Origin of the sequence: Bifidobacterium callimiconis, assembly GCF_003952005.1 — a bacterium.
In the GTDB taxonomy this organism is placed as follows: Bacteria; Actinomycetota; Actinomycetes; order Actinomycetales; family Bifidobacteriaceae; genus Galliscardovia; species Galliscardovia callimiconis.
Genome location: NZ_QXGJ01000006.1, coordinates 1 through 11,916, shown reverse-complemented (window position 1 = coordinate 11,916; position 11,916 = coordinate 1). Strand labels below are relative to the sequence as shown.

The following is an 11,916-nucleotide window of genomic DNA, read 5'->3' as shown; positions in this document are numbered from 1 at the left end:
CCCCGGCACATGTCGGCGGCACGCCGGAGTCTGGGCGGACGGGTAGGGTGGATTGCGAACGAACGGGAGCCGCAAGGCTGAGAGGAAGCATCGCTTCGACCGTGGAACTTGTGCGGGTCATGCCGCCGTAAGGAATCGTCTTCGATTGCGCAACGCAGTGCATGGTCTTCAAATCCCACGTCGTGAACGGCTGTTTCTTCTTTGCTTTCTTCGCGATCCCGTGTCCACGACGATAACCGAATATGGCATGACGGGTTCATGAACGGGCGCACCACGTAGGGTACGGCTTGGTTTCGTGCACCCTTTTTTCATATTCGCCGAGTTTGGAGGAGCCCATGCAGGTCAACGGAGAACAGGTCACGCTGGATAAGGCGGTGAGTGTCGCCGACTATCTGGAGCAGCACGGCTATCGTGCCGAACGTGTGGCGGTGGAGCTGGACGGTGCCATTGTGCCGCGTGACAAGCGCGCCGACGTCATGCTCGGCGATCAGTCCGTAATGGAGATCGTCCAGTTCGTCCAAGGCGGCTGAGTTCGGGTCATGCCGACAGACATCATCAATAGTCAGCCAGTTCATTCATTGTCCGTAATCGTTGGAACGCAATCGCGTTGATCACCCCAATCGCGCCGATTGCACAAAGGAGTAACCATGATTCCCAATCCCGTCACCGAAGAGTCCGTCGCCGCCACTCCCCTGCCGCCGCAGCCGGCGGTCACGAATCCGGTGGGCACCGCCGCCCCCGTTCCCGAGGTGGTCGACAAGCCGCTGAACCTTGGAGGCCATGAGTTCGAGTCCCGCTTCATTCTGGGTTCCGGCCGTTACGATCTCAACCTGATCAAGGCCACGGTGGAGCATGCCGGCACGCAGATCGTCACGATGGCGCTGCGTCGTGCGCAGACCACGGAGAACAGCGTGCTCGACTACATTCCCGAGGGCATCACGCTGCTGCCGAACACATCGGGCGCCCGCAACGCCGAGGAGGCGGTGCGCATCGCGCGTCTGGCCCGTGAGGTGTGCCATACGGATTTCGTGAAGGTGGAGATCGAGCATGAGACCAAGTATCTGCTGCCCGACAACGCGGAGACGATCCGTGCCACCGAAATGCTGGCGAAGGAAGGGTTCGTGGTCATGCCGTACATGTTCCCGGATCCGATCGCGGCCCGTCAGCTCGAGGAGGCGGGCGCGGCGGCGGTGATGCCGCTGGGTTCGCTGATCGGCTCGAACATGGGTCTGCGCATGCGCGATTTCATTCGCATCATCATCGACAACGCCAACGTGCCGGTGATTATTGACGCGGGCATCGGCCGCCCGAGCCAGGCGTGTGATGCGATGGAGATGGGCGCCGACGCGGTGATGGCCTACACGGCCGTGGCGAGCGCCGGCAACATTCCGCTGATGGCTCGCGCGTTCAAGGATGCGATCGCGGCCGGCCGTGCCGCCTATCTGGCCGGTCTGGGCAAGGTGACGGAAGGCCAGGCCGTGCCGTCCAGCCCCACCACCGGCTACCTGCACTGATCCTGGCTCTTTGCAGAGTTCGTTCTTGCGGAGGTTCCCCTCTCTACGGAGGGAACCTCCAATTTTTCGTGCTCCCTCCAAGGGAGGGAGCTGGCCGCCAAAGGCGGACTGAGGGAGGGATCCCGTCCCTACAAGGCACCAAAACTCAGTCACCTCATCCGTCCGTCTTCGACGGCCACCTTCCCCTCAAGGGGAAGGAAAATAACTGACCCTACTTGTCGTCGTGCTTGCGGTCGTTGCGGTTGAGCATCTCACGCAGCTGCTTGATCGTTTCGCCATAATCGACGGATGTCATACGCGGGAACGAACGGAGCATACGCTTCTGCTGTGCGTTGAGCGCGTCGGTCAATGTGTCATACAGACGGCCGACACCATGCACACGCGGCAGAGATGGCAAGGACGGCAGTTCGGGAAGATTGTCGGCCAGATCACGCATTCGCTCCGCGGCGGCACCGGTGTAGGACTGCAGTCGTCCGGCTGCTGCGTCGCTATACCGCTGCAGCGCCTCGATCGGATCGAGCCCATAGTCGCCCAGCCGTTCGCGAATGATGTCGCGGCTGCGTTCCAATGCCTGCGTGAATTCGGCCAGACGCCTGGCGAAGCCGCTGAGGCCGATCACGGTGATCAGGAAATCGATGAAGATCGTGATCACAAGCGCCGCGATGATGATATGGAACGCCGTCAACGGGATCAGTGCGGTCCATCGTTCCACCCACGGTTGCGCCACGTCCACGATCAGCACGCCGAACACGCCGAACACGATCGCGCCGATCAGACAGATGCGTCCGTTCAGGTTGAATTTGAAATGCGAATAGTCCCACCAGCGGGCATGAAACGCCTTTTCCATCACCCATGACGTGGCGTATTCCAGCACCGACGCTCCCACGGCTCCCAGCAGGAACATGGTGAGCACAGCCATCGGCGTGTCCTTCAACGGGGTGAGCACCACGATGGCGACCACCGCACCGGTACCGTAGATCGGGCAGAGCGGGCCGTTGAGGAATCCTCGGTTCACGAATCGTCGTTCCTGAACGGAAACGAGGATCGTCTCATACACCCAGCCGAGGAAGCTGTAGCACACGGCCCAAAAGAACAGATGCTCCAGATACAGTACGGTGACAGCCGCGTCCATGGACGTCATGCCCGCACTCAACACGATGTCATGGCTCACCGGATGGTTTCCTCCTGATGTTCGGCCTCGTCGTCGCCGTCGTTCGTCTTCTGCGCGGACTCGGATCCGTCGGTCAGAGCAAGACGGGCGGGAACAGGGTCGAGCTGGGGCTTGGAGAATCGCGCCATGGAGAACGTCTCACGCGTGGCACTGATCTTGTCGGCCATGGTGACGAGATAGCCTTCGATGTAGCGAGGCGGTACCGGTGTGAGCGGGAACATGTGACGCAGAATGGAGTCACGTTCCACGGGATTGAGGTCGAAGTCGTGCAGCGCATTCGTCAGCGCGCGACGCGGATGGGTGAAGCCATGGAGCTTGTGCGAGCCGTCGCCGTCGTAATGCCAGTCGTACAGAAAATAGTCGTGCAATAGCGCGGCACGAACCAGCGAGCGCAGATCCACGTGCCGCCATAGGTGCAGACGGTCGGCAAAATACACGGCGAGGCAGGCCACGCGAACCGAATGCTCGAACGTGGTCACGGCACCATGCTGATAGCAGTGCTTTTCGATGCGCATCCGTTCGTGTTCGAGTACATCCCGCCCGTATTCGTGCACGATTTCGTGGATTCTCTGGCGTGCCAGCACAATAGCCCCTTTTCGACAAAAGTCATGCTCGTTATTGGTCAGTCCGATTGTAAATGACCAATAACGGGCATGACTTCGTCCGTATGGATGATTTGACAAGGCCGTCACATGCCGGTCACCAGTGCGTCATGAACGCTCAGACTGCGGGTGCGTTCTCGCAGGCGGTGACGAGCTGTTCGAGCGTCTGGCTGCCGAACAGGATGTCGCCGTCGTTGATGGTGGTGGCGGGCACGCTCATGATCCTGCGCTCCTTGCGCAGCTCCGGGAAGAGCCCGAGGTCGATCATCTCGGCGGTCACGTTCGGGTTCATGGCGGCCATGTGCTGGCATGCGGCCACCACGTCCGGGCAGAAGTGGCAGGTGAGCGAGACGCCGATCTCGATGTGCGTTTCGGGTAGGGCCTTGATGCGTTCGGCGAGCTCCGGTTCCACGGCCTGGCCGGGACCGGCGATGTTGTATACGCCGAGGACGAGCGAGTTGACCTCGTGGCCGGTGGGGATGCCGCTGAACTTCACGCCCGTGTACGTACCGTCCTTGTCGAGCAGCACGAAGACCGGGTAGCGTACGATGGCGGCGGTGCCGATCATCGCCTTGCCCTCGTCGGAATCGGCGGCCACGCTGCGGTAGTGCAGACGCTCGTGCATGGAGGCGAACTCCTTGGCGAAGCTGGCGAGCTCCACGCTCGGCTGGCCGCCGTCGTCCACCTGCAGCAGGGTCACATCCTCGGTCAGTCGGTTGAAGATGCCGACGAGCTGCTGCTTCATTTCGGCGCTGAACCACACGCCCTTGTGCTGCGGCACGGACGGGGTGTCGGAGATCGTACTGGTCTGACCCACGGTGGCGGACTTCTTCGGCGCGGTCGCGGCGGCGGCATTGGCATTGGCGCCGTCATTGCCGTTCTTGGCGTCGGACGTCTTGGGCTTGGCGGTCTTGGGCACCACGGGAATGCCGAGGCGCTTCTTCTCGGCGGTCACATACTCCTCGGCGCCGGTGGCGGCGATCGCACCGTCGGAGGCTGCGGTCACGATCTGGCGCAGCGGCTTGGACACCACGTCGCCGGCCGCGTACACGCCGGGGATGCTGGTCTGCTGCCAGGAGTCCACGGTGATGTAGCCGCGATCGTCCTTGGCGAGCACGTCCAGACCGGTGGTTTCAGGCTTGGTGCCCACGTAGATGAACATACCGAACACGTTATCGCCGTCGGCCACGTGGTAGTGGGTCTTCTCGCCGGTCTTGTTGTTCACGAACGTGGCGTCGGTCAGGTAGTCGTCGCCGTCGAGGGATTCGACCTCGGTGTTGTAGAGCACTTCGACCTTGGGGTTGTCGAGTGCGCGGGCGGCGGTGAGCGGCGGGCAGCTGAACTGCGAGCCGCGGACGAGCACGGTGACCTTGCGGGCGTATCGGGTCAGGTAGTCGGCTTCCTCGGCGGCCGCGTAGCCACCGCCGACCACGAACACCTGCAGGCCGCTGAACAGCTCGCCGTCGCAGGTGGAGCAGTAGGCCACTCCCCTGCCGCGCAGCTTCTGCTCGCCGGGGATGCCGAGCTGGCGGGGCTGGGCTCCGGATGCGATGATCACGGCACGGGCACGATAGTCGCGGTTCTTGCCGTGCAGCACCTTCACGTCGCCGTCGAGCTCGTAGGCGGTTACGTCGTCGTGCGCGATCTGGACGCCGAAGTCCTCGGCCTGCTGCTTCATCAGGTTCATCAGGGCGGTGCCCTCGATCTCCTTGACCGCCGGATAGTTGACTACCACGGACGTGGTGGTGACCTGACCGCCGACCTGGTCCTTCTCGATGATCAGGGTGTCCATGGTGGCGCGGCCCGCGTAGATGCCGGCGGTGAGTCCGGCGGGACCGCTGCCCACGATGACGACGTCGTAGATATGTTCGTTGCTCATGATGATTCTTGCCTTACTGCTGAAAAAGGCGCTCGAATATGATTCGGGCGCCTTGGAAACGATACGTTATCGCGTTGTGCTATCGCCGATGATCGACGGATTGATCATCGATGGAGTGACTGCGACGATCAGATCTTGCCGACGAGGTCGAGGCTCGGGGCGATGGTGTCCTCACCCGGATGCCAGTTGGCCGGGCACACCTTGTCGCCGTGCTCGCGGACGAACTTGGCGGCCTCGAGCGTACGCAGGATCTCCTCGGCGTTGCGGCCGATGCCGTTGTCGTTGATGGTGTAGGACTTGATCTTGCCTTCGGGGTCGATGATGAACACACCACGGAAGGCCAGACCGGACTCCTCGTCGAGCACGTCGAAGAAGCGGGCGAGCTTGCCGGCCGGGTCGGCGAGCATCGGGTACTTCACCTTGGCGATGGTGTCGGTGGCCTCGGCCCAGGCCTTGTGCACGAATTCGGTGTCCTCGGACACGGAGTAGACCTCGGCGTCAGCGGCCTTGAAGTCGGTGTAGTGGTCGGCCAGATCGCCCAGCTCGGTGGGGCACACGAAGGTGAAGTCGGCCGGGTAGAAGAAGATGACGGACCAGTGGCCCAGCAGATCCTGCTTAGAGACGGTTTCGATTTCGCCGTCGTGGTACGCGTTGACGGTGAAGTCCTCGACTTCGGTGTTGATGTAGTTGCCCATGCACATTCCTTTCCGAAAAGGTCGTGATCGGTACGACCATTGTGCTTCCACGCCCAGTGTATCCGACCGCGATTCAGGTTCGTTGAAGAAACGCGGCCGGCAGAATGAGCATGAGCAACATCACATTTGTCGCATGCGGCGCATGCGATTTGACCGTGCAGGTCTATGCGGACTAGCGCAGCACCTCACGCGGGGACTTGTAGGCGGAGCCGTCCGACGTGGAGTCGGCGAACAGCTTGAGCGGCTCCACGGTGGCCTTGGCGTCCACGATCTGTTCGCGCACACGACCATAGGCGGTGCCGCCCTTGCCGTTGCGGGAGTCGACGGAGCCACGGCTGGAGAGCACCTCGCGCACCTGCGGGGCCTTGTCGGCGGGCAGGAAGTCGGCGAACACGCCGATGAAGTCGTCGTCGGTCAGATCCCACAGCTCCTGGCCGCGGCCTTCGGCGATCTTGACGCAGGCGCCGGAGAGCTCGTGCGCGTGGCGGAACGGCACGCCGTTCTTCACCAGCCATTCGGCGATGTCGGTGGCCAAAGCGAAGCCGGTGGGGGCCTCGGCCTCCAGACGGTCGGCGTCGAAGCGCATGGTGGCGACCATGCCGGTGAAGGCGGGCAGCAGCACCTCGAGCGTGTCGACCTGATCGAACACGGCCTCCTTGTCCTCCTGCAGGTCGCGCGCGTACGCGGTGGGCAGACCCTTGAGCGTGGCGAGCAGACCGGTCAGGTCGCCGATCAGACGGCCAGACTTGCCACGGGCGAGCTCGGCGATGTCCGGGTTCTTCTTCTGCGGCATGATCGAGGAGCCAGTGGAGTAGGCATCGTCGAGCTTGACGAAGGCGAACTCCTGAGTGTTCCAGATGATGATCTCCTCCGAAAGACGGGAGATGTCCACGCCGGTCATGGCGGCGATGAACGCGAACTCGGCCACCAGATCGCGGGAGGCGGTGCCGTCGATGGAGTTGTCGGTCACGCGGGAGAAGCCGAGCTCGCGGGCCACGGCCTCCGGGTCGAGGCCGAGCGTGTTGCCGGCGAGCGCGCCGGAGCCGTACGGGCTGGCGTCGATGCGCTTGTCCCAGTCGATGAGGCGCTGGATGTCGCGGATCAGCGGCCAGGCGTGGGCCATGAGCTGGTGGGCGAGCAGCACAGGCTGGGCGTGCTGCATGTGGGTGCGGCCGGGCATCACGGTGTGGCCGGCGGCTTCGGACTGCTTGATCAGCGCGTTGACGAGCTTGATGAGTTCGCCGGCGATCACGCGGGAGTGGCGGCGCAGCCACATGCGGATGAGGCAGGCGATCTGGTCGTTGCGGGAGCGGCCGGCGCGCAGCTTGCCGCCGAGTTCGTCACCGGCGATGTCGATAAGACCGCGTTCGAGGGCCGTGGCCTCGTCCTCGTCGTCCTCGATCGGCGTGAATTCGCCGGAGTCGACGCGGCGCTGCAGCTCGTCGAGGGCGTCCTCCATGCGCTTGAGCTCGTCGTCGGTGAGCAGTCCGGCGCGGCCGAGAGCGCGGGCGTGCGCACGGGAGCCAGCGATATCATCGTCGGCCAGTCGCCAGTCGAACTGGGTGGACTTGCTCAGACGGGCCAGCTCGGGCGAGGGACCGGAGGTGAATCGGCCGCCCCACAGGGCGAGGTGTTCGGACTGCTCAGCCATGCATGTTCTCCTTCATGATGCTTGTGCTTGGTGCTTGTACTTGAGTGCTTGCGGAAATCAACGAAATCAACGTTCCGTACGTTTTCGACCGTCTGCCAGCCTATCAGCGCGCGGATACATCGGGGGCCACTTCAGTCATCGCCTTGACTGAGCGCCACATCAATATCGAATCCACCTTCGAGTACGAATCGCCGGAGCAGGCTGCGCACCTTACGGTTCACCTTGGGTTGAGGTATGGTCGTATGCTGCCATTCCTCAAGTATGGCCTTCGCACGCTTCCTGTCAACAGATGCATACAAATCGCCAAAGCGTCCGAATTCGTCAATGTTCGTCTCGGTGATACGACGGGCAAGGAACTCCTCCACCAGTGAACGTTTCACACCGAAGCATTCCACAAGTTTGTCGATCTGCTCATTCTTCTCACGCTTTGCATATCGAGTGATGTAGTCACGTAGGGTTAAACCATTCTCGACAACCACGTCCCCTCGTTCCACATCATGCAGGAACAGTTCCGCCAATCTCTGGTCGTCAGTGGACAACGTGGCGAACGAGCGGTGCAACTGAGCGGCTGCTGCTTCCAGCTCAGGACTATTCTCGCGTAATGCCTTAAGCCACTTGACAAAGTTGGCATTCATATAGTCGGTGTCGATGAGACCGGTATCGATTGCGGTCAGATAACCGTCCAGCTCGTAAGGAGCTTCCGGCGCGTTATCTCCGTCTCCCTGACCGTCTCCCTGCTCCTGATCATCAAATAGTTCCTTATATCGTTGCGCCAGAATCAGGTACGTGCGTTCGTCAAGTTCCGGTTGTACGCTCACTTGTTCGCCGTTCTCGTCCGTGAATACGAACGAGTCACTCTCCCAAGTGAATCCTTGCACTTTCGCGGCTTCGAGGAATCGGCTGAGTTCCACGAACTCCTTAGCGAACTTGCGTTTGTCCTCCACTGATTCGGGTAGCTGCCGTAGATCTCCCTGTCCCGATGACGAAAACACGTCAAGGATTTCCTTGTACCGTGAATCCATCGATTCCACATTCTGCGGTAACTTCTGTACGAATAGGTCGAGCGGCCGGTCACCGGAATACAATTTCACGGCACGTTCGATGTTCTTGCGCATGGTATGCGGTTTCCGGTAGTACCGGATGGTGCCGAACGGCTTGTCCGGGCCGAACAGTCGGTTGGTACGGCTGAACGCTTGGATGATGTTCTCGTATTCGATCACCTTGTCCAAGTACAGTGTGTTTACCCATTTCGAGTCGAACCCGGTAAGCATCTGGTCGACCACGATGAGCAAATCGAGTCGCTGTTCTCGGTTCGCATCAATGGTACCGTAGGGTGTCTTGTGCGAGAGACGCGCTGAGATATCTTTCTTCATGGCAGGCCAGTCGACGATGCCAAAATCCTTCCCGTACGCCGCGTTGTAGTCGCTCATGATTTCGGCGAGCGCGTCGCCTTTCACGGTGGCGCCGGCGCTGTTGTCCACGTTCGGATCGAACAATGCGGTCACACGCAGTTCGGGCGCTCGTTCCTTAAATAAGCGGTAGTAGCTGATTGCCTCTGGAATGGAGTTTGTGGCAAGCATGGCATGGAATTTGTTCGCATGGCTGAGCACGGGGAATTGCCTGAGGATATCCGCGATGACCATGTCTTCATGATCACTGCCGACACCGTACTGATCGCGGTCAAGGAAATCCTCGATGGCAGTTATGCGCTCACCTGTTTCGGAAACGGTCGCGCCCATCGGCACTGTGGTCTTGTCCATGTAGTGTTCGTATACCTTGGCCTTGGTCGGATCAGCTAACGCCGAAGGCACATCAGAAGCTTTCGCCTTATCCAGAGCCACACGCAATCGCACATCATCATCTCGGTAGGTGGTAACCATGGTCGGATCGAAACCAAGTACGTTATGATCTCGGATACCGTCGGCGATGCTATAACGATGCAGACATTTGCCGAACACCATGGCTGTGGTGGAATTCTTCTTTTGATTCTCATCCAGAATCGGCGTACCGGTGAAGCCGAAGAACAACGCGTTGGGAAAGGACCGGCGGATATCCTGCAGCATGTCGCCAAAGGTGGATCGATGGCATTCGTCCACGATAAAGACGATGCGTTTGTCCGCCATCCTGTCCAGCTCAGCTTGGGTGACGCCGGCTTCGCCGAGTTTGATGTTGCTCATCTTCTGGATGGAGGTAACGATAAGGGTGTCTGAGGGATCAGTGCTGGCGAGTCGGGTACGCAGCACGCCGGTGTTTTCGGTGCCCTGCACGTCGTCTTCATTATCAGCGAAGCTGCGATACTCCTTCAGGGACTGGGTACCGAGTTCAATACGGTCCATGAGAAAGACTACTTTGTCTGCGTCCTTGGAGTCGGCGATGAGCTGCGCGGACTTGAAACTAGTCATGGTTTTGCCAGAACCAGTGGTGTGCCACACGTAGCCACCAGGCCGGCCAGGCAAAGCAGGCTTGCAATCCCAATCGCAGGTGCTAACGGTATCAGAAATCGCATTTGCGGCGATGTACTGGTAGCTACGAAGTACCTTGAGACAGCCGTCCGCCGAATCGGCAATGGTGTAAAAGCCAATAAGCTTGTGTGCCATGGGAATAGAGAGCAGCGTTGCACAGAAAGTCTTCCATTCGTCGGCACCCGGTTTGTTACCTCCGCAGATGGGCTCGTTGTTGAAATCCGCCCAGTGGAAGTAGTAGCTCGGGTTGAACTTGTCCACTCCCGGATTGGCAAAGTACAAGGCATCGTCCGGATTCATGGCCACGAAAATCTGCACGAGACGGAACAGCCCGGTAAAGACGCCCTCATGTGCGTATTTTTCGATTTGGTTGATTGCTTGACTCACCGGTATGCCGCTACGTTTCAGTTCGAGATGAATGAGTGGCATGCCATTGATGAGCAGGCACAGGTCGCCGCGTCGGGAATTGACCATCTTGTTCTTGGCTGGGTAGACCGGCTGCTGGGCGATCTGGTAGACGCTGTGGCCGCTGGCGATTTCGTTGCGGTCATAGATCTTTAGACTGATTTCTTTACCGAAGTGAGCCTTGTCATCTCTGTTGTCTCGCGTGATGGACACGGTTTTGCCGTTGATGAATGAATTTAGCGCCAATGGGGTGCGCAGCGTTTCGATCTGCTCGATGATCTGTGCCATCTCGCCGTCGGTCAACGGCTGATCGTTGAGGCAGTCCTTGCCTGCATTGCGCCGGTTGAGAATGCCCTTCCAGTTCTCGATGAGCTCCGCCTCGGTAGGATATGTGAGCACGCCGTCCGTCCAGCCATGCTGCTGAAGCACCGAAATAACGCTCTCCTCGAAATCCGACTCCTTATCGAATATCACGATCGCCTCCTGTATCTCATTCCTTACGCATTAGCACGTAGATGCCCAACGCTCAGTGACTCTCCATTGATGGGCATTTGTGGATCGCATGGTGACGCGATGCGTTGAAACATCGCCTCCAACGCTTCATAATCCTGATTCTCCGCTGCGAGTCGGCTCGCTTCGTCGTTTTCCTCGCCGCTGACGAGTCGCCAGTCGAGGTCGTATCCAGCATCATGGCACAGCAGGGTCCAGAACAGCCGTTGTACCCGACCATTGCCTTCACGAAATGGGTGCACGAAATTGTAGTTGTCGTAATGGTAGGCCAGTCGTTGCGCAAATCGTTCCGGCTCAAATCCCACCAGCATGTTGTCTTTTTTGAGTTCATTCTGCGCCCAGCCGATACCCATGGCGATGTTTGTGGAGGGTAGGAAGAACTCAGCTCCGGCAACGTTCTTGCGAATCTCCACGATACGGATTTCACCGGCCCAAGCATAGATATCTTGAAACAGCTTGCGGTGCAGCATGCGGAAATCATCCAACGATCCGCTCATATGAGGGATCGGGCGGGTGAAAAACTCGTTCATTCGCAATGCAACGAACTCGCCTTCCGCGTTCTGCAGTTCATCATAGGTTGTAGCACCGATGAGGTTGCGCAGTACACCGCTTGCCGGATCAAGATATGGGTCAACGAATCGATCAGGCATGAGCGACCCTAGCTTCAGGCTTATCAATCTTCCACCGGCGCTTGGTTCTGGTCATGAGCTCTTCGATCGTAAAGTCGCCCTTCACGTACTGTTCGGCGTCACTGCGAAATTCGGCAGAGACGTATGCGCCTTCCATCTCGCCGGAATGAATGGCCTCTTCCATGATGCGTTTGCGATCCATGATTCCCTCCGATTCTCAGACGAACATCTGCTCAAGCAGTGATTTCTTGATATTTTGCAGCAATTCCAACTTACGCTGATGAAGGGTGATAAGGGAATCCAAAGAATCAAGGCAACCACCAATCAACTTTTGTTCATGCTTACCCGGCACAAGAACCATTGCATTACCGACAAGATCTTTATTGAGGTTATTGACC

At 59.4% G+C, this 11,916-nt stretch carries 10 protein-coding genes and 1 pseudogene; 2 read left to right on the top strand and 9 right to left on the bottom strand.

Going from position 1 to position 11,916, the window contains the following annotated elements:
• Positions 1 to 335: 335 nt before the first annotated feature.
• Positions 336 to 530 carry a sulfur carrier protein ThiS gene (gene thiS, locus D2E23_RS06500; protein WP_126030157.1) on the top strand — a complete coding sequence of 65 codons (195 nt, stop codon included), beginning with the start codon at positions 336 to 338 and terminating at the stop codon, positions 528 to 530.
• 117 nt (positions 531 to 647) lie between these two features.
• Entirely contained in the window at positions 648 to 1,514 is an 867-nt protein-coding gene (locus D2E23_RS06495) for a thiazole synthase (protein ID WP_126030156.1), read from the top strand.
• A 211-nt stretch (positions 1,515 to 1,725) separates the two neighbouring features.
• On the opposite strand, the gene D2E23_RS06490 is transcribed toward D2E23_RS06495, so the two are convergent.
• The 9 genes and pseudogenes from D2E23_RS06490 to D2E23_RS11820 form a co-directional block, all read right to left on the bottom strand.
• Entirely contained in the window at positions 1,726 to 2,685 is a 960-nt protein-coding gene (locus D2E23_RS06490) for a putative ABC transporter permease (RefSeq protein WP_420829287.1), read from the bottom strand.
• Positions 2,682 to 3,269, bottom strand: a complete 588-nt coding sequence (locus D2E23_RS06485) for an HD domain-containing protein (protein ID WP_126030155.1) — start codon at positions 3,267 to 3,269, stop codon at positions 2,682 to 2,684. Before D2E23_RS06485 ends, D2E23_RS06490 begins: the two co-directional genes overlap by 4 nt.
• Positions 3,270 to 3,405: 136 nt before the next feature.
• Positions 3,406 to 5,166, bottom strand: coding sequence for an FAD-dependent oxidoreductase (locus D2E23_RS06480; protein WP_126030154.1), 1,761 nt, complete (start codon positions 5,164 to 5,166; stop codon positions 3,406 to 3,408).
• Between the two features lie 128 nt (positions 5,167 to 5,294).
• Positions 5,295 to 5,861 (bottom strand): alkyl hydroperoxide reductase subunit C, encoded by a 567-nt coding sequence (ahpC, locus tag D2E23_RS06475; protein ID WP_126030153.1) that lies wholly within the window; start codon positions 5,859 to 5,861, stop codon positions 5,295 to 5,297.
• Between the two features lie 172 nt (positions 5,862 to 6,033).
• Positions 6,034 to 7,512 (bottom strand): argininosuccinate lyase, encoded by a 1,479-nt coding sequence (gene argH, locus D2E23_RS06470; RefSeq protein WP_093961272.1) that lies wholly within the window; start codon positions 7,510 to 7,512, stop codon positions 6,034 to 6,036.
• Positions 7,513 to 7,643: 131 nt separating this feature from the next.
• Positions 7,644 to 10,853 (bottom strand): type I restriction endonuclease subunit R, encoded by a 3,210-nt coding sequence (locus tag D2E23_RS06465; RefSeq protein WP_126030152.1) that lies wholly within the window; start codon positions 10,851 to 10,853, stop codon positions 7,644 to 7,646.
• A gap of 23 nt (positions 10,854 to 10,876) precedes the next feature.
• Positions 10,877 to 11,539, bottom strand: coding sequence for a Fic/DOC family protein (locus tag D2E23_RS06460; protein WP_126030151.1), 663 nt, complete (start codon positions 11,537 to 11,539; stop codon positions 10,877 to 10,879).
• Complete coding sequence (locus D2E23_RS06455; RefSeq protein WP_093961269.1) at positions 11,532 to 11,720, bottom strand: antitoxin VbhA family protein; 189 nt, start codon at positions 11,718 to 11,720, stop codon at positions 11,532 to 11,534. Before D2E23_RS06455 ends, D2E23_RS06460 begins: the two co-directional genes overlap by 8 nt.
• Positions 11,721 to 11,735: 15 nt before the next feature.
• Positions 11,736 to 11,916, bottom strand: a pseudogene (locus D2E23_RS11820) (restriction endonuclease subunit S); the annotation flags it as partial.